This window comes from Dokdonella sp. (assembly GCF_044227025.1).
Lineage (GTDB): Bacteria > Pseudomonadota > Gammaproteobacteria > Xanthomonadales > Rhodanobacteraceae > Dokdonella_A.
The window spans coordinates 183,728-201,960 of record NZ_JBGAFX010000005.1 but is presented as its reverse complement, the minus strand read 5'-3'; the positions used below and the strand labels follow the sequence as shown (position 1 = coordinate 201,960).

The 18,233-nt window shown below is 66.6% G+C and carries 9 protein-coding genes, 1 tRNA gene and 1 pseudogene; 5 read left to right on the top strand and 6 right to left on the bottom strand.

Annotated elements, in window-relative coordinates; translation table 11 throughout:
- Nucleotides 1–416 precede the first annotated feature (416 nt).
- The 5 genes and pseudogenes from ACILRJ_RS13430 to ACILRJ_RS13410 form a co-directional block, all read right to left on the bottom strand.
- Nucleotides 417–3,485 carry a BACON domain-containing protein gene (locus tag ACILRJ_RS13430; RefSeq protein ID WP_395683702.1) on the bottom strand — a complete coding sequence of 1,023 codons (3,069 nt, stop codon included), beginning with the start codon at nucleotides 3,483–3,485 and terminating at the stop codon, nucleotides 417–419.
- A 718-nt stretch (nucleotides 3,486–4,203) separates the two neighbouring features.
- Nucleotides 4,204–9,060 (bottom strand): annotated as a pseudogene (locus ACILRJ_RS13425) (ExeM/NucH family extracellular endonuclease); the annotation flags it as partial.
- Between the two features lie 983 nt (nucleotides 9,061–10,043).
- On the bottom strand, nucleotides 10,044–11,273 hold the full coding sequence (locus ACILRJ_RS13420; RefSeq protein WP_395683701.1) for a DegT/DnrJ/EryC1/StrS family aminotransferase: 1,230 nt from the start codon (nucleotides 11,271–11,273) through the stop codon (nucleotides 10,044–10,046).
- Nucleotides 11,254–11,646 (bottom strand): DMT family transporter, encoded by a 393-nt coding sequence (locus ACILRJ_RS13415; RefSeq protein WP_395683700.1) that lies wholly within the window; start codon nucleotides 11,644–11,646, stop codon nucleotides 11,254–11,256. The genes ACILRJ_RS13420 and ACILRJ_RS13415 overlap by 20 nt, the downstream gene beginning before the upstream one ends.
- Nucleotides 11,643–11,999 carry an EamA family transporter gene (locus ACILRJ_RS13410; protein ID WP_395683699.1) on the bottom strand — a complete coding sequence of 119 codons (357 nt, stop codon included), beginning with the start codon at nucleotides 11,997–11,999 and terminating at the stop codon, nucleotides 11,643–11,645. Before ACILRJ_RS13410 ends, ACILRJ_RS13415 begins: the two co-directional genes overlap by 4 nt.
- 147 nt (nucleotides 12,000–12,146) lie before the next feature.
- Between ACILRJ_RS13410 and ACILRJ_RS13405 the strand changes: the two genes are divergently transcribed.
- From ACILRJ_RS13405 to ACILRJ_RS13385, 5 genes are all read left to right on the top strand, one after another.
- Entirely contained in the window at nucleotides 12,147–12,410 is a 264-nt protein-coding gene (locus ACILRJ_RS13405) for an acyl carrier protein (RefSeq protein ID WP_395683698.1), read from the top strand.
- Between the two features lie 20 nt (nucleotides 12,411–12,430).
- Complete coding sequence (locus tag ACILRJ_RS13400) at nucleotides 12,431–13,645, top strand: beta-ketoacyl-[acyl-carrier-protein] synthase family protein (protein WP_395683697.1); 1,215 nt, start codon at nucleotides 12,431–12,433, stop codon at nucleotides 13,643–13,645.
- A gap of 262 nt (nucleotides 13,646–13,907) precedes the next feature.
- Nucleotides 13,908–14,834, top strand: a complete 927-nt coding sequence (cysD, locus tag ACILRJ_RS13395; protein WP_395683696.1) for a sulfate adenylyltransferase subunit CysD — start codon at nucleotides 13,908–13,910, stop codon at nucleotides 14,832–14,834.
- Nucleotides 14,834–16,732 carry a sulfate adenylyltransferase subunit CysN gene (gene cysN / locus ACILRJ_RS13390; protein ID WP_395683695.1) on the top strand — a complete coding sequence of 633 codons (1,899 nt, stop codon included), beginning with the start codon at nucleotides 14,834–14,836 and terminating at the stop codon, nucleotides 16,730–16,732. Before cysD ends, cysN begins: the two co-directional genes overlap by 1 nt.
- Nucleotides 16,733–16,843: 111 nt before the next feature.
- Complete coding sequence (locus ACILRJ_RS13385; RefSeq protein ID WP_395683694.1) at nucleotides 16,844–18,058, top strand: NAD(P)/FAD-dependent oxidoreductase; 1,215 nt, start codon at nucleotides 16,844–16,846, stop codon at nucleotides 18,056–18,058.
- A 48-nt stretch (nucleotides 18,059–18,106) separates the two neighbouring features.
- Here the strand turns inward: ACILRJ_RS13385 and ACILRJ_RS13380 are convergent.
- Nucleotides 18,107–18,193: transfer RNA gene (locus ACILRJ_RS13380), tRNA-Leu, on the bottom strand.
- Between the last annotated feature and the right edge of the window lie 40 nt (nucleotides 18,194–18,233).

Below are 18,233 nucleotides of genomic sequence, written 5' to 3'. Positions count from 1 at the left end.
GGAGTGCCTGCTGGCGCCGGGAGCGCCAGCGGGCACAGCATTCGGGCCATCCATGGCCGTGCCGGAATTTGCTCCTGCAATTCGACCCACAGGGATGTGGGGAGTGTTCGCGGATGTCTGGAACATCCGCGGACCGACCCACAGGGATGTGGGGAGTGCCTGCTGGCGCCGGGAGCGCTCAGCGGGCACGGCATTCCGTCCATCCATGGACATGCCGGAATTTGCTCCTGCAATTCTCCCCACATGGATGTGGGAAGTGTCCCCCGGCGCCGGGAGCGCCGGAGGACCCGGCATTCGGGCCATCCATGGCCTGGCCGGAATTTGCTCCTGCAATTCCGGCGTTCCGTCCATCCATGGACATCAAAAAAAAGGCCTCCCCGGAGGGAGGCCTTGAGTTCATCCTGAAGCGCGGACAATCAATTGATGGTGCCGATGATGAGGTTGTCCATCGTGCCCCACGCGGTCACCGGTGCGTCCGGAGCGTCGATCGAGATGCTCGTGATCGGCGCCGCGGTGGTGAAGCCGCGGAAGTCCGTCGGACCGGTCGACGTGAACGTCTCCGTCGTGCCATCACTGAGCAGGATCGTCACGTCCGTTCCGGTCGGCGCGACGTTGATGTCGGTCGCCCAGAAGTTGCCGCCCACGGCCGTGACGGGTGCTCCGGTGAAGGTCACGACGATCGAGGCAGCCGCAGCGTCGGTCGAGATCAGCCCGGTGTCGTTGTACAGCGTGCCCGTGCTCGCCGACACCGTGTACGCCCAGCTGCCGCTCGTGTAGCTCAGCGACGCGATCGGACCCGGCACCGCGTCGGCGAACGGGTTCTCGTAGAACCCGGCCGCGACATGGGTGAGGAACGTCGTGCGGTCGGTGTACATGCCGGGACCGGCCGAACCGTCGAAGCCGTCCTTGAAGATGAGATCCGGCGGTACCACGGTCAGCGTCACCGGTACCGTGATCGTCGGCTGTGCTGCATCATTCGTCGCCAGGCACAGGTTGGCGCTGTACGGCCCGGGCGCAAGACCCGTACTGTCGACGGCCACCGTGACCGACGCCGGCGTTCCCGTCGGCACGCTGCCGGAGGTCGGGGTCGCGCTGAGCCACGCCACGTCGGAAGGCGTGGTGCAGGCACCCGGCGCTTCGGTGACCGTGTAGGTCAGGACACTGCCCGGATCACCGGAGTTGGTGATGGTCAGCGTGTCGCTGCCGGTGGAGTTCTCGCCGACGGAGAAATCGAACGAGCCCGGAGCTGTCGTGACCGCGGGGTTCACATTGCCGACCGTGAAGGCAACCGGCACCGGCACCAGTCGCGCCGCATTGTCGTTGCTGTTGACGCAGACGTTGGCCGTGTACAGGCCATCGACGAGCCCGGTCGGGTTCATCGTCACCACGACATTCACCGGCGCGCCACCCGTAACGACGGTGCCGCTGGTCGGTCCGACCGACAACCACGAGATGTCCTGGGGATTGGTGCAGTTGGTCAGGCCTTCGACGGCTCGCACCATCAGCGAGGTGTAGCTCGGGAACGAGTCGGCGGTAGGAGCGAACGCGGGGCCGGAGCCGGTATCGAACGAGACGAAACCACCGGCTGGCGGATTCGTGCCCGACTCGTCGGAGCCGATGTAGACGCCCGACTCGGTTTGCGGGTTGAAACGAACACCGATGTAGACGCTGCCCGACGCGATGTTGAGACCGAGCGCCGACACATCGACGCTGTTGAACACCGGCGTGCCGATGTCGGCGGAGACCACACCGGTCGTCGAAACTGCGCCAAGTTCGGCACCCGGGCCGCCGCCCGCGCCGGTATCGTCGTAGAAGACGACGTCATAATTGACCGACGTCGCACCCGCATTCGTCACGAACGACGTGCAGACACTGGTGAACGTGCCCGGATATCCCGAGGGCGTGAACTTGTCGACACCGATGAACGAGGACACGGTGCTCGGGTTGCCGCTGTAGCCGTTCTCGGGAACGCCATCGTCGTGGACGATGATGCCCGGAACGCTCACACCGCATTCGACACCGGCGGGAACCACGTTCGACGAGGTCGCGACGACCGGCGCCGTGGCGTTGCCGCGGAGATCGCTCTGGACGGGATGACCTTCGGTCAGCGCGAGTTTGCGCTGCGCATAGACGGCCTCGCGTTCCGCGCCCGTCAGGACGACCGCACGCTGCCCGCGGCGGTCATGCGACCCGGGCGCCTGCGGTGCGATTGCGTCGCCGGCAGATTCCGTGATCGACCAGATCAGGTCGCGATTGCCGGTGTTGGCGATCGACAGGTTGGCCGTCACCAGCGTCGTGCTGCCCGAAGGCGCGCTCGCATTGATCGAGGTCGGCGTCAGTCCGATGACCGGCGCACCGACATCGAGGCTGACGGTCGCGTTCGCGACAAGGATCGTCGCCGTGCCCAACGTCCACACGATCGACGATGGATCGGCATGCGGCAGGACCGTGTCGAACGAGTACTGGTTGATGATCGAGTTGTCGGCGTTCTGCAGGCCGATCGTCGCGCTGACGCCGTGGTCGAACGTCGCAGGCGTGCCGAACGTGGTGTTCAGGTACTGGAACGAAATCGAGCCGTTCTCGCCGATGATCGCCTCTACCTGCGCCCGACCCGAGGTTTCGGAACCGCTGTTGTAGTGGGCGCGGTCCCATTCCACGATCACGCTCCGGTTCGGCGCCACGCCATCGGTTCCCCAATAGACGTTGCCGGACGGCTGGAAGAAATCGTCCCAGAACGGCGCAATGGCGGCGCCGCCGAACGAGCCAGGCAACGCCCCATTCGTGAAGCCGACGCTGCAGGTGGAGACGCCGAACACGATCACGCCGTTGTTGCCGATGCACAACTGGGTCGACGAGACGCCGAAGAACGGCACCGCAAACGGGATCGTGATGCCGATCGAGCCGTCGTCACTCAGGCCGAGTCCCGTGCCCGTTGTGGTGATGTCGACGAACGTCGCCGGCTGCGTGTCGTTGGCGGTATAACCGGGCAGGATGTCCTGCGCGGTCCACGTCGAGACATGCGAGCTGCTGGTCGTCGCGGTGATGCTGCGGTGATAGACATAGGTGCCGCCGCTGGCCGCAATCGGAGTCGGCAAATGGGTGAAGATGTTGCCGTCCACGCTGTCGTCGAGCGTGCTGTACGCCATCGCAGTCGCGGAGCTGTTGGTGACCGTGTAGCAGAAGTCGATCGTGTCGCCGACATTGACGGTGACCGAGGTGGCCGTGCCGCACGTCGACCCGTTGCCACCTGGCGTCAGGCCAACCGTCAGTTGCAACGGGCTGCCATCCGGCTGGCTCGCTTTCACCGCGATGTTCGCGACCTGTCGTGCCGCCGTCTTCAGTGTGAGTGGATTCGCCGCGTGTGCGGCGACGCCCTTTGCCTGGACGTCTGCGGTCGAAAGGAATGCCCCCTGCAGGCCGATGAAGGCCGCGAGGGCCAATACAAGGGTGGGCTTGCTGCGGAAAATGCCAGTTCGTTGACTCATCGTTCGATCCCCATAGCGAGATGGTGCGAGACGAAGCGGGTCAATCAGGGAACCCGCTGATGAGGTTTGAAGCGTTGAAACGCGCTATCGCCAGCCGCGCGAGGTCGGCACTCCTGCGGGACATCCAACGTGTCGAACAGCGTTCGGCCCGTCCTGATCCCGGTAGTCCGCAGGAGAGCTCCGGAAACTATAGGCGCCCGCCATGGGCGCCACAACTGCGCTGTTCAGCTGCGCTACACGCTCGCGGTAGACGGTGCCGCTGTGAACCCAGAAGGCCTGTCCGGAAGTCGAAGCACCTTCCCTACCTCGATACCTGCCCTTGGATTCCGGCCTGCGGTCTGCGCTCAGGGTAAACGGAAACAAAGACCCAGCGCCGGGAGCGCCGGAGGACCCGGCATTCGGGCCATCCATGTCCTTGCCGGAATTTGCTCCTGCAATTCTCCCGACATGGATGTGGGAAGTGTCCCCCGGCGCCGGGAGCGCCGGAGGACCCGGCATTCGGGCCATCCATGTCCTTGCCGGAATTTGCTCCTGCAATTCCGGCATTCGGGCCATCCATGGCCTGGCCGGAATTTGCTCCTGCAATTCCGGCATTCGGGCCATCCATGGCCTGGCCGGAATTTGCTCCTGCAATTCCGGCATTCGGGCCATCCATGGCCGTCAAAAAAAAGAGGCCTCCCCGGAGGGAGGCCTCATGGTCATCGCGGCTTGAAGGCGATCAGTTGCCGGTGCCGATGATCAGGTTGTCCATCGTGCCCCACGCGGTCACCGGTGCGTCCGGCGCATCGATCGAGATGCTCGTGATCGGCGCCGCGGTGGTGAAGCCGCGGAAGTCCGTCGGGCCGGTCGAGGTGAACGTCTCCGTCGTGCCATCACTGAGCAGGATCGTCACGTCCGTTCCGGTCGGCGCGACGCTGATGTCGGTCGCCCAGAAGTTGCCACCCACGGCCGTGACCGGTGCTCCGGTGAAGGTCACGACGATCGAGGCAGCCGCAGCGTCGGTCGAGACCAGCCCGGTGTCGTTGTACAGCGTGCCCGTGCTCGCCGACACCGTGTACGCCCAGCTGCCATTCGTGTAGCTCAGCGACGCAATCGGACCCGGCACCGCGTCCGCGAACGGGTTCTCGTAGAACCCGGCCGCGACATGGGTGAGGAACGTGGTGCGGTCCGTGTACATCCCCGGGCCCGCCGCGATCGGGTCGAAGCCGTCGCAGAAGATCTCGTCGGCTCCGCCCGAGCACGGCACGAACGGCGCCGCCGTGACCGTCAGCGAGACCGGTACCGCGATCAGCGTCTGCGTCGGGTCGTTCGTCGTGATGCACAGCATGCCGGTGTAGCTGCCCGGGGCCAGGTTGTCCGCCGCCGGATCCGCCGTCACCGTCACGTTGGTGTTGGCGCCGCCGTTGACCGAACCGCTCGCCGGGCTCGCGCTCAGCCAGTTCACCGGGGCACCCGCGCAGGCCGTCGGTCCGCTGGTGCCGGTGCCGCGCACCATCCACACGCCGGCCAGCGTGCCGCCACTCAGTCCGCTCAGCGTGCCGATGTTGTCGTTGTTGCCGATCACATCGACGTCCGCGTCACCGACCGACTTCGCCGCCACCCAGCCCACGGCCGCATTGCCGTTCGTGTCCAGGCCCGCCGAGTACAGCGGCGGCTGCGTGCCGCCCGTCGCGAACGAGTCGACGAAGCCGAGGTACACATCACCCGCGGCCGGCACCACGAAGTTCGCCGGGTAGTTCTCGAACACCGTCGGTCCGTTGATCGTCACCGGCGTGTTGCTGCCCAGGCGCACCGCATCGGTCGGGTCGCCATCCGCATTCGCGTCGAAGTACGCGACGAGGTTGACTGTCTTGCCCGTCACGTCACCGGCTGCGGCCGTCGTGTTCGGCCACGCGATCGACACCGTGTTGATCGTCAGCGCACCCGTCGCGGTGTAGCGGTTCAGCCACAGCGCGGTGTTCTGCGTCGGCGTCGCTGCACCGTCCGTCCACGCGATGCCGTTCTCGATGCTGCCATCGTCGGCCTGGAACGTCACCGCGCCGCCATCCACGTCCACCGGCGACCACGGCGACACCGGCGTATGACCCGCCGTGCCCGCGTGCAGCGTCCGCGTGCCCGTGCGGCGCAGCAGGTCGCCGCCCGCCACGTCGCGCGCCGAACGAGTCGTTGCGTACGGGATCAGGCGCGCCCGCGAGGCCTGGCCGGTGATCGAGAACGTCAGCGGATCACTGCCCGCCGCATTGGCGATGTTCAGCGTCTGAGTGCCGGTCTGGTCTTCCTGCACCGTGAAGCTCAGCGTCGTCGGCGCCACCGTGGCCGAGGGCGGCAACGGATCCGCCGCGAAGTTCGCCACCACAGTGCAGTCCGCGGTGATCGCGCCGGTCGTGTACGTGTTGCCCGCCATCGAGCCCGCCGGGCAGGTGCCACCGATCGTGTCGAAGTGGAAGCCCGCATTCGCGGTCACCGTGAACGCTGCGGTCGCACCATCGTTCACCACCACGCTGGGCGGCGTGATCGTGCCCGAGGGCGTGCCGACCGACGAGGTCACCGTGTGTGTCACGACATCCGGCGCGAAGTTCGCCACCACCGTGCAGTCCGCGATGATCGCGCCGGTCGTATACGTGTTGCCCGCCATCGAGCCCGCCGGGCAGGTGCCACCGATCGTGTCGAAGTGGAAGCCTGCATTCGCGGTCACCGTGAATGCCGCGGTCGCACCATCGTTCACCACCACGCTAGGCGGCGTGATCGTGCCCGAGGGCGTGCCGACCGACGAGGTCACCGTGTGCGTCACGATATCCGGCGCGAAGTTCGCCACCACAGTGCAGTCCGCGGTGATCGCGCCGGTCGTGTACGTGTTGCCGGCCATCGAACCCGCCGGGCAGGTGCCGCCGATCGTGTCGAAGTGGAAGCCCGGGTTCGCCGTCACCGTGAACGCCGCGGTCGCGCCATCGTTCACCACCACGCTCGGCGGCGTGATCGTGCCCGAGGGTGTGCCGACCGACGAGGTCACCGTGTGCGTGACGATCGGGAACAAGCCGACCACGACCGGATCATGGTCGGACGCGCGATACGGGGTCGCCGGCTCGAACACGACGCGCGGCGGCGTCAGCGCCGATCCATCCGGCTTCTCTTCCTGCGCGGCTTCGCCGGTGTCGCGAATCTCGTCGTTGTAGTCGAACGACGGCACTTCGTCGGCATTGATGTGCCACGCGTCGGCACCGGCAATCTGCGATTGCAGGCTCGCATTCGCGAACGCGTAGTCGAGATGGCCAAGCTCGCCGTCGAACTGGTACGAGTACGCATTGGTGCCGTGCAGGACGGTTTCCAGGTCGGCGTAACCACCCGCTGCAAGCGTGGTGACTGGCGTTTCGCTCGCGTACGAGTTGAAGTCGCCAAGCATCAGCACGTCGGGATCGCCGGCGGCCGGGATCACGCTGCTGTTGATCCAGCTCAGCACGCGGGTCGCCTGCTGCGTGCGCTTGGAGGCCCAGCAACCCTGGCCGTCGCCCTGGTCCGCATCCGGGCCACTGCCCGGGCAGCTGCCCTTCGACTTGAAATGGTTGGCAACGACCGTGAAGCGCTTGCCGAATGCCGGGTTCGACGCATCGGACACGTCGAAGGTCTGCGCGGTCGGCGGACGGTCGTGGATCGGATCGAGGTCGACCAGCGGCGAACCCACCGGCGAGACGACGCCGGTGCGATAGACGATCTGCACGCGGATCGCGTCGGTGCCGAGCGTGCCGCCGGTGCTTGCCGCAGCGTACGGGTGCGGCGCGCCGCAGCGCGCGTTGACCGCGAGGAGCAGGTCGTTGATGGTGTCGCTCGGCGTCGTGTTCTCGAGTTCCATGAACGCGGCGACATCCGGATTGAGCGTGCAAATGACGATCGACGCGCGTTCGCGCTGGCGGATGAGTTCGGCCATGCTGTCGGCGCCGCGGCAATCGAGCGTGCCGCCGGGACCGCACGGACCCGAACTCGAGCTCGACGTCGTGTCGATGGTGGTGAAGTAGTTCAGCAGGTTCATGCCGACCGCGCGGATCGATCCACCGACATTCGGCGGCGTCGCCGGACGCGTGTTGACCGCCGTGAACGCGACCGGATGCGCGGTCGTCGGGCGGACGCGCCATGCGTCGGTCCCGGTCAGGCCCGCGAACGACCAGTCCAGCACGCCGGTGAGGCCGGATACCGTGTCACCGCCACGGAAGTAGTCGAGGCCCTGCGTGCCGACGCCGAAGCCGCCGTTCTGGTGCGGCCAGTACATCGCCTGCTGGCCATTCGGTAGTGCGAGCACGGAGTTCTGCACGTTGTTGTCGTCGTCGAGGATGACGCGACGGCGCGCGAGCCCATCCAGGTGCGCGGTGAGGCCGGCGACGCTGGGCGCGTTGTCTTCCGTGAACGTGCGCGAGCGGCCACCCTGCAGCAGTTCGATCTGGCCGTAGCGCGGCAATTCGAAGAATTCGGAAATGCTCAGCGTGTCGGCGAACGTGACGAGCATGCCTTCGCGCGCTTCGTAGAACGCATCGATGTTGCCGACGACCGGCAGCGACACGGTCGTCGCGGTGACTTCGGCAAGGTGGTTGCCGGCGTCGGTAACGACAACGGAGGCGGCAGGCGCCGTCAGCTCGGTCATGTTGAAGTGCTCACTGACCACGCCGGTCACGCGCACGCGCTGGCCTTCGGCAACCGAACCGGCGGCGCACGTGGGGCAGTACACGTAGATGCCTTCCGACGTGGCGGCATCCGCATCGGTGTCGACGTCTTCTTCCTGCAGGAAGAACGCGGAGAGCCTGGTCGAGCCGAGGAACTCGGCGGTGACCACGCCTTCGATCGTGACGGTCTGGCCCGGGATCGGCGTCGCCGCACCATTGCCCTGGACATCGTGGATCTTCGTGATCGTGATGTCGTCGTTGACGATCGTGCCGAGCGCCTGCGCGTCGTCGACGATCGCGTTGACGACATTGGTCACGTTGACGTTGAAGGTCTCGTTCGGTTCGGCGATGGCGTCACCGTTGACGAGCACCGTGAACGTCGCACTGGTGCTGCCGGCGACGATGGTCTGTGCGGTCAGCGACTGCGCGGCGTAGTCGGACGGCGCGGTTGCGCTGCCATCCGCCGTCGCGATGTCGAACGTGACGCCGCCCGGGCCGGCTGGCTGGGTCAGCGACACGGTGAACACGTAGCTGGTCGTGCCGGCATTGCCTTCGTTCTGCGACACGTCGGCGATGGTCAGGTGTGGCGCATCGTTGTCGACGATCGTGCCGAGGCCCTGGCCGTCCGTGACGGTCGCACCGGTGACGTTGGTGACGTTGACGAAGTAGGTTTCGTTCGCCTCGGGCAGCACGTCCCCGTTGATCGTGACGTTGAACATATAGGTCGAGCTGCCCGCCGGGATCGTCTGCGAGGTGAGCGCATTCGCGACGTAGTCGCTGCCCGCATTCGCGGTGCCATTAGCGGTCGCGATGTCGAACGTGACGCCACCAGCGCCGGCCGGCTGGCTGAGGCTGACCGTGAAGGTCGCAGTCGTGGTGCCGACGTCTCCTTCGTTGGCCGAGACGTCGTTGATGGCGAGGTTCGGCTGCGCAACCGCACCATGCGGCGTGACCGAGAAGTCGTCGATGGCCAGGCCGTGGTCGTTGCCGGAATCGTTGGCGTCCTTCCAGCGCAGCAGGATTTCGTCTCCCGGAGCAATGCTCAGGCCGGTGATCGTGGTCGAAAGTGCGAGCCGGTTGGCGGCGGCATTGCCATCGAGCGCAGCCGCCGTCGCAGTGGCGATCGGGCTCGGGAAGTCCAGCGCCGGGACCAGCGTGCCGGCTGCTGTCAGGTTCGTCTGTGGCGCCGCACCCGTCACGTAGGAGAAGACGAGGCTTTGGACGTTCGCATTGCCGCCGTTGCGCCATTGCTCGCCGGTATAGGCCACGTCCAGCGACGTGACCGTGGCCGCGGTGTTGTTTACGAAGCGCACGCCATAGAACTGGTCCGCCGAGCCATTGGATCCGGCCGAACCCAGTGCGCGCTCGGTAGCCGTACCCGTCCCATAGCTGTAGAAGGCGCCCGAATTGCTCGTTCCAGCATTCGCGGTCACCGTGAACGGCGGCGCCGGCGTGCCGGTCCGGGCGAGGTACCATCCAAGGATGCTTGAATTGTCGGTCCAGGTAATGCTGGCACTGGCCGGCAGGCTGTCGAAGCTCTGGGTATACGGTGTATTGAGCGTGGTCAGCGAAACCTGCGCGAGCGCCGGCGCAGCCACCGACAGCAGCAGCAACGCAAACGCAGCCCTGAGGGACGCAAATGCGGAAACGGAAATGCAAGGACTACCGGCTCGCGCATTCGGCGAGCGCATGGACTGGAACAGCATCACGATTTACCCCTGGATATATGGGTTGCAGGTCAACGCAACCGGCCAAGTCTACTGATCAGCACGCAAACGTATTGCCGCGACGCAGCAAAACGAGCCGGGCCGGCCATGCGGCCACCCTGCGGCGGGCAGCTTGACACCCCCATGAGACAGCTGAATGACGTTCGCGCGCGCCATTCGAACGGCCGCGCAGACCTTCCACTTCATGATCCGGCGGTTTTGGAAGTTGCTGCAACCTCTTGAAGGATGCCGCAAATTGCCTGGAAGGCCGCGCCGTCCAGCCACGCACTGTTCGACACCGTCAGCGTGGTGGCCGCGAACGCGCGCGCGTTCGGCACGTCCCACGCGCCGACGACGTCGCTCAGGTAGGCGTAGTCCGGCAACGCATGGATGAACAGGCGGCTGACACCAAGTCCCGCACCCCACAGCCGCGCAAGGGCCGCGTCGCGTTGTGCTTCATCGCGCAGGCGCAGCAGCAGGAATGGCCAGGTGCCCTGCCCGCCCGGCGGATCGCCGATGACTTCGACGCCGGCGATCGCCGCAAGCATGCCGCGTCGATGCTCGGCACGCCGCTCGCAGTCGGCGAGGAATCCCGGCAGGCGTGCGAATGCGTTCGCACCAACCGCGCGCCGCCAGCGCCCGAGCGTGTGCAGCGGAATGCGCGCGGAAAAATCGTCGCCGACCGCTCGAACCGGATCCCCCTCGCGCAGCGCGCGTCGCAGCGGCGCTCCATAGGCAAGGCCAAGCCATGATGGGCGATAGAACACGTGGTAGCCGATCAGTTCGATCGAACGGCGCAATTCCCAGCCGAGCCGGCGCGGCGCGAGGTCGCGGCTGACGCGGGCGAGCTCGCGGCGCAGCTCGACATCACGCGCGACCAGCAGTCCGCCCTCGAACGTGGTCAGCCCCTTGCCGACCGCAAGGCTGAAAAAACCGAGGTCGCCATCGAGCCCGACCGCGCGTCCATCGCGGCAGGCACCCAACGCCTGTGCCGCGTCCTCGATGACAAACGCTCCGCAGGCGCGCGCGATGGCGAGCGTCGTCGCCACGTCGGCGACGCGGCCGGCGAGGTGCGTCGGCACGACGGCGAGCACGTCGCGATCGCACGCCCGTGCGAGCGACCCGGCGTCGAAATCGATTCCCCCCGGCGCGAGATCGCACAGACGCAGCTGCAGGCCGCAATGCGCGACCGCGAGCGCAACCAGCGGACACGTGTAGGCGGGCACCACGACGACACGGCGACCGCTGGTGCGATTGAGCGTCGTCAGCGCGACGATGAGCGCCGCCGTCCCCGAGCACTCGAGCTGCACCGATTCGACGCCGAGGAACGTCGCCGCCTCTTGTGCAAGGCTGGTGCCCGCCCGCGGCAGCAGGTCGCGCCAGCGCGGCGGCAGGCCGGCGGTCGGCGGGACTTCAGTGCGGTTTGTCGCCATCGGTTTCGCTGACCGCGAGGCAGACGATGCCGGCGATGATGAGGGCGCTGCCGATCCACTGCGGCGTGCCGATGCGTTCGCCGAACAGCACCACCGAGAGCACCATCACGCTGATCACCTCGAGGTGCGAGGCGGCGAACGCGGGGCCGATCGGCGCATGTTCGAGCAGGGTCATCCAGGTCACGAATGCGCCGATGTAGCAGGCGATCGCGCAGTACACCCACGGCGAGGACAGCACGCGCAACAGCCATGCGATGCTCGCATCCGGCGGCAGCGCGTGGTTCGCGGTCAACTTGAAGCAGATTTGCGCGAACGTGTCGAAACAGACCAGCACGAGGAAGCCGACAAGGTAGAACCGGCGCAGATTGCTCATGCGAGCCCCACCACCGCGACGCCGCCGGCGATCAGCAGGATGCCGAGCGTGCGCAGCGGCGACAGCTTCTCGCCGAACAGCACGCGCCCGGCGACCATCACCGCGACGATGTTGATCGAACCGAGCAGGACGCCTTCCGACAACGGTACCAGCGAGAGGAATGCGAGCCAGACCAGGAACTCGCCGACATAGCAGGCGATGCCGCACCAGATCCACGGCCGCCGCGCCATCGCCTTCCAGCGCGCGACGCCCTCGCCCAGTCCCGTACCCGCGGCGGCGGCCTTGAACGAAAGTTGCCCGAAAGTATCGAGCAGTATGTTCGCCAGCCACAGCATGAAGACGTTTGCGGACATCGGCTTCCTTCCACCTTCAATGTGGCGCGGCGGCGCGCAGTATGCCAGCTCGAAGCGCTTGCGCTTGAACATCACGGCAGGCCCGGCGATCATGCCGGCTGCCCGCGTCGCCGCCGTCGATGCGCTTCGAATCCCAGGAGACGTGGAATGAGCAGCGTGCAGGACACCGTGTTCGACATCATCGCGAAGGAATCCGGGATCGATCGCAGCCGGATCACGCCTGACGCAACGCTCAAGGACCTCGAAATCCAGTCGCTCGATGCGGTGCAGATCATTTTCGAGATCGAGGACCACTTCAAGGTCACGATGCCCGACCGCGATCCGCAGTTCGACACCGAATCGGTCGGCGGCCTGGTCGCCACGGTCGAGAAGCTCCTCGCCGAGCAGACCACCCAGCCAGGCGTGTCCTGATCGAAGCTTTCGGGCAACGCATGCAGCGCGTCGTCATCACCGGCATGGGCGCGGTCACTCCGCTCGGCCATACCGCCACCGCGACCTGGTCAGCGATGCGCGAAGGCCGCGTCGCGATCGGCCCGATCACCAGCATGCCGCGGGACGGGCTTCGCTTCGGCATCGCCGCCGAGGTGCAGGGATTCGATCCGCTCGCGCATTTCGACGAAAAGAAGCTGATCCTGTTCGATCGGGTTTCGCAGCTCGCACTGGTCGCCGCGCGCGAGGCGGTCGCGCAGTCGGGCATCGACTTCGCCAAGGACGGTCTCGGCGAGAACACCGCCGTGATCATCGGCACCGGCATCGGCGGCGAGCAGACCCACGACGAGGCGTCGCGCCGGCTGTACGGCGAAAACAACCCACGCACCCATCCGCTGACGATCGTGCGCCTGATGGCGAATGCGCCCGCCTGCCAGATCAGCATCGAGCACAGGCTCACCGGCCCCGCGTTCGCGACGTCGAGCGCCTGCGCGTCGGCGAACCACGCGCTCGCACAGGCGTTCCACATGGTGCGCAGCGGTGTCGCCGATGCGGCGATCGCGGGCGGCACCGAAGCCTGCATCACGCTCGGCGTGATCAGGGCGTGGGAAGCGATGCGCGTCATGGCCGACGACACCTGCCGCCCGTTCTCCAGGCAGCGCCATGGCATGGTGCTTGGGGAAGGCGCTGGCGTCTTCGTGCTCGAAACGCTCGAGCGCGCGCGCGCGCGCGGCGCGACGATCCTCGCCGAGTTCGCTGGCGCCGGCATGTCGGCCGATGCAGGCGACATCGTGCTGCCGTCGGAGGCCGGCATGGCCAAGGCGATCCAGCGCGCACTTGCAGACGGCGGCCTTGCAGCGCAGGACATCGACTACATCAATGCGCACGGCACCGGCACTCCCGGCAACGACCCGACCGAAAGCAAGGCGATACGGCGGGTGTTCGGCGCGCACGCGGATCGCCTCGCGGTGTCGTCGACCAAGTCGATGCACGCGCACGCACTCGGCGCCGCCGGCGCGATCGAACTGGTCGCGACGCTTGGCGCACTGCGGGACGGCGTAGCGCCACCGACGATGAACTTCCTCGACCCCGACCCCGAATGCGACCTCGACTACGTGCCGAACGCGGCACGCGAGCTGCGCATCGACGCGGCGCTCAGCAACTCGTTCGCGTTCGGTGGGCTCAACGCCGTGCTCGCGCTGCGGCGCGCACCGTGACCTCCTGAATTCGCTGTCGAGGGTCGCGCAGGGCCTGTCGAACAGGGAGGGTTGGGCGGGGATGGTGTCGAGCTGGGAACATCGCGGCTCCCGCCGTTCGCACAAGGAAGGACTTCTACGCCAGCATGCCTTTGTGGGAGCGGCGGAAGCCGCGATGCTCTGCATGCCCGGCTGCGAGGCCTTTGGCACCCGCATCGAGTGGCACTTCGCCTATCCACATGCCACCGCGTCATGGCCGGCACGCGCGTGGCACCGTAAACTCATGCTTTTGGCCCCGCTCGCATTCATGACCGCCCTGACCCACCTGCAACGCCTCGAAGCCGAGAGCATCGACATCCTGCGCGAAGCCGTGGCCGAGTCCGAGCGGCCGGTCATGCTGTATTCGATCGGCAAGGACAGCTCGGTCATGCTGCACCTCGCGCGCAAGGCATTCTTCCCGTCGCGCCCGCCGTTCCCGCTGCTGCATGTCGATACCACATGGAAATTCCGCGCGATGTACGAATTGCGCGACCGCATGGCGAAGGAGTCGGGACTCGAACTGCTGGTCCACCGCAATCCGGAGGCCGAGCGGCTCGGCATCAATCCATTCACCCACGGCTCGGCGCTGCACACGGACGTGTGGAAGACGCAGGGCCTCAAGCAGGCGCTGGACCTGCATGGATTCGACCTCGCGTTCGGCGGCGCGCGCCGCGACGAGGAGAAGTCGCGTGCAAAGGAGCGCGTTTTCTCGTTCCGCTCCGCGCAGCACCAGTGGGACCCGAAGAACCAGCGCCCGGAACTCTGGCGCCTGTACAACGCGCGCAAGAACAAGGGCGAGAGCATCCGCGTGTTCCCGTTGTCGAACTGGACCGAGCTGGACATCTGGCAATACATCCTCGCCGAGGACATCCCGATCGTGCCGCTTTACCTCGCCGCCGAACGCCCGGTGGTGATGCGCGACGGCACCCTGGTGATGGTCGACGACGAACGCTTTCCGTTGCGCGACGGCGAAACGCCGGCGCTGAAGCGCGTGCGCTTCCGCACGCTCGGCTGCTATCCGCTGACAGGCGCGATCGAATCCGACGCCGATACCTTGCCCGCGATCATCGGCGAGATGCTGGTCGCGCGCACGAGCGAACGCCAGGGTCGCCTGATCGACCAGGACGCGGGCGCTTCGATGGAAAAGAAGAAGGCGGAGGGCTACTTCTGATGGCCACCCTTCCCGCCGACGACCTCCAGGCCTGGCTCGCCGCGCAGCAGGACAAGAGCCTGCTGCGCTTCATCACCTGCGGCAGCGTCGACGACGGCAAGAGCACGCTGATCGGCCGCCTCCTGCACGAATCGAAGTCCCTGCTCGACGACCAGCTCGCGGCGCTCGAAGGCGATTCGCGCAAGTTCGGGACGCAGGGCGACGCGCTTGATTTCGCATTGCTGCTCGATGGCCTCGGCGCTGAACGCGAACAGGGCATCACGATCGACGTCGCGTATCGATTCTTCGCGACCGAGAAGCGCAAGTTCATCGTTGCCGACACGCCCGGTCACGAGCAGTACACGCGCAACATGATCACGGGCGCATCGACCGCGGACCTCGCCGTGATCCTCGTCGACGCCCGCAAGGGGCTGCTCACGCAGACGCGCCGACACAGTTACCTGGTGTCCCTGGTCGGCATCCGCGACGTCGTGCTCGCGGTCAACAAGCTCGACCTGGTCGGCTGGTCGCGTGAACGGTTCGAGGCGATCGAGAGCGAATACCGCGCATTTGCAGCCCGCCTCGGCATCGAACGCATCACCGCCATCCCGCTGTCCGCGCTGCACGGCGACAACCTCGGCACGACCAGTGCTAACACCCCATGGTATGGCGGCCCGAGCCTCCTGCAGCACCTGGAGCAGATCGAGATCGATGCACAGGAGGAAGGGCCGTTGCGCCTGCCCGTGCAGTGGGTCAACCGCCCCGATCTCGATTTCCGCGGGTATTCCGGTCGCATTCTCGGCGGCCGCGTACGACCCGGCGATGCGATCCGCGTGCTGCCGTCCGGCAAGCAGTCGAGCGTCGCGCGCATCGTCACGTTCGACGGCGACCGTTACGAGGCGCAAGCCGGCGAGTCGATCACGCTCACGCTTGCCGACGAGATCGACATCAGCCGCGGCGACGTGATCTGCGCCGCCGGCGATCCGGCCGGGCTGGCCGACCAGTTCGAGGCAACGGTGGTGTGGATGGCCGATGCACCGATGCTGCCGGGTCGTCCCTACCTCGTGAAGCTCGGTGCGACCACGCTCGGCGCCTCGCTCGGGCAACCGAAATACGTGGTCGACGTCAACAGCCTCGACCACCTCGCGGCGAAGACGCTCGAGTTGAACGAAATCGGCGTCTGCAACCTGACGCTCGACCGCGCGGTCGCGTTCGATCCCTATGCGCAGAATCGCGACATGGGCAGCTTCATCCTGATCGACCGCTACAGCAACCAGACGGTCGGCGCCGGGCTGCTGCATTTCGCGCTGCGTCGCTCGCAGAACATCCACTGGCAGGCCGTCGAAGTCGACAAGCAGGCGCGCTCGCGGCAGAACGGCCACCAACCGTGCGTGCTGTGGCTGACCGGACTTTCCGGCAGCGGCAAGTCGACGATCGCCAACATCGTCGAGCGCCAATTGCACGCGCTCGGCGCGCGCACCTACCTGCTCGATGGCGACAACGTGCGCCACGGCCTCAGCAAGGACCTCGGATTCACGGATGCCGACCGCGTCGAGAACATCCGCCGCATCGGCGAAGTCGCGCGCCTGATGGTCGATGCAGGCCTGATCGTGCTGACCGCCTTCATCTCGCCGTTCCGTTCCGAGCGTCGGCTCGCGCGCGGCATGGTTGCCGAGGGAGAGTTCTTCGAGATCTTCGTCGACACGCCGCTCGAGCTGGTCGAACGCCGCGATCCGAAGGGGTTGTACAAGAAGGCGCGGCGCGGCGAACTCAAGAACTTCACCGGCATCGACTCTCCCTACGAGGTTCCGGAATCACCCGAACTGCACATCGACACCACGCGCCAGTCGCCTGAGGAGTCGGCGACCGCGATCGTGCAGGCGCTGGTCGCGCGCGGCATCGTGCGCCGGGCGGACTGAGCCAGGCAGCGCGATCGCGAATGCACGCCGCGGAGATCCGCCTCGAGGGCGGATCTTCGTTCATCTACCCGGGTGTACCGTGTTGCCACGCACGACGCGCAGGAACACTCCGTGGATCTCAAGAGCGGCTATCCCTATTGGACGGTCAAGAACGGCCTGCTCGCGAACTATCCCGCCTTGCGCGAGGACCTTGCCTGCGATGTAGTGGTGGTCGGCGCGGGCATCACCGGCGCATTGATCGCGGATCGCCTCGTGCGCGCAGGGTTCGAGGTCTGCGTGATCGATCGGCGCGAGGCCGGCTGGGGCAGCACGAGCGCGAGCACCGGCCTGCTGCAGTACGAGATCGACGTCGAACTCGCCGAGCTCAGTGCGCACACGGGCGAGGCGGATGCAGTACTCGTTTACCGGCAGTGCGAACAGGCAATCCCAGCATTGCTGCGACTGGCGAGGGAGCTCGGCAAGGTCGACGTGCGGCCGATGCAGAGCCTGTACTACGCGAGTCGCTGGCATCACCGCAGCCGACTGCTGAAGGAGGCCGCGCTCAGGCAATCCCACGGCTTCGACGTGCGCGTGCTGGATCGTGCGCAGATCCTTGATCGCTACGGCTTCGAGGCGCCGGTCGCCTTGTTGACCCGCCTCGCGGCGCAGGTCGACCCGTACCAGATGGCCCACCGCCTGCTCGCCCGCGTCGTGCGCCGCGGCGGCCGCGTGTTCGATCGCACAACCATGGCCTCGTTCGACGCTGGAAATCGTGGCGTCAAGGTGCGAATCGACAACGCCGGTTCGATCCGCTGCAGGCAGCTGATCCTCGCCGCAGGATACGAAGGCCAGCGATTGCTCGCACAGCGCGTCGCGCGCAACCGCAGCAGTTACGCGTTCGTCAGCGACCCTTTGCCGGATGGTCCCGGCCCTCTCGCCGATTGCCTGGTCTGGGAATCGGCTAGGCCCTACCTGTATGTGCGCAGCACGCGTGATGGCCGCGTCATCGTCGGCGGCGATGACGACCGGATCGACTTGCCGATCAAGCGCGACGCCCTGGTCGCGCTCAAGGTGGAAAAGCTTCGCAAGCGTGCGGCGAACCTGTTTCCGTCACTGCCGCTGGAGCCCGCTTTCGGCTGGGCCGGGACGTTCGCCGAGACGGAGGATGGCCTGCCATTCTTCGGACCGCACCCCCAGCATGGCTCACGCGTGCATTTCGCGATGGCCTATGGTGGAAACGGCATCGTCTACAGCCAGATCGGCGCCGAGTTGCTCTGCGCGAGGCTCGAAGGGCGGAAACATCCCTGCGACAAACTGTTTTCGTTCGATCGTTTGAACCGATCGTGACGTTGGCGCGCGTTCCAGCGCCCGTTCGCGCGGCGGATGCTGCTGGCGTGGTGCCCGGACCCGGGATCGAACCGGGATGACCTTGCGGTCGAGGGATTTTAAGTCCCTTGCGTCTACCAGTTTCGCCATCCGGGCCGGCGCACGCGATGGTAGCGATTCGACGCCGCTCACGCCA

What these genes read in the sequence shown, in the direction of transcription:
- ACILRJ_RS13405 (WP_395683698.1), top strand. Translation starts at nt 12,147, where the DNA reads ATGAGCAGCGTGCAGGACACCGTGTTCGACATCATCGCGAAGGAATCC.
- ACILRJ_RS13430 (WP_395683702.1), bottom strand. Translation starts at nt 3,485, where the DNA reads ATGAGTCAACGAACTGGCATTTTCCGCAGCAAGCCCACCCTTGTATTG.
- cysN (WP_395683695.1), top strand. Translation starts at nt 14,834, where the DNA reads ATGGCCACCCTTCCCGCCGACGACCTCCAGGCCTGGCTCGCCGCGCAG.
- ACILRJ_RS13415 (WP_395683700.1), bottom strand. Translation starts at nt 11,646, where the DNA reads ATGAGCAATCTGCGCCGGTTCTACCTTGTCGGCTTCCTCGTGCTGGTC.
- ACILRJ_RS13410 (WP_395683699.1), bottom strand. Translation starts at nt 11,999, where the DNA reads ATGTCCGCAAACGTCTTCATGCTGTGGCTGGCGAACATACTGCTCGAT.
- ACILRJ_RS13400 (WP_395683697.1), top strand. Translation starts at nt 12,431, where the DNA reads ATGCAGCGCGTCGTCATCACCGGCATGGGCGCGGTCACTCCGCTCGGC.
- ACILRJ_RS13420 (WP_395683701.1), bottom strand. Translation starts at nt 11,273, where the DNA reads ATGGCGACAAACCGCACTGAAGTCCCGCCGACCGCCGGCCTGCCGCCG.
- cysD (WP_395683696.1), top strand. Translation starts at nt 13,908, where the DNA reads ATGCTTTTGGCCCCGCTCGCATTCATGACCGCCCTGACCCACCTGCAA.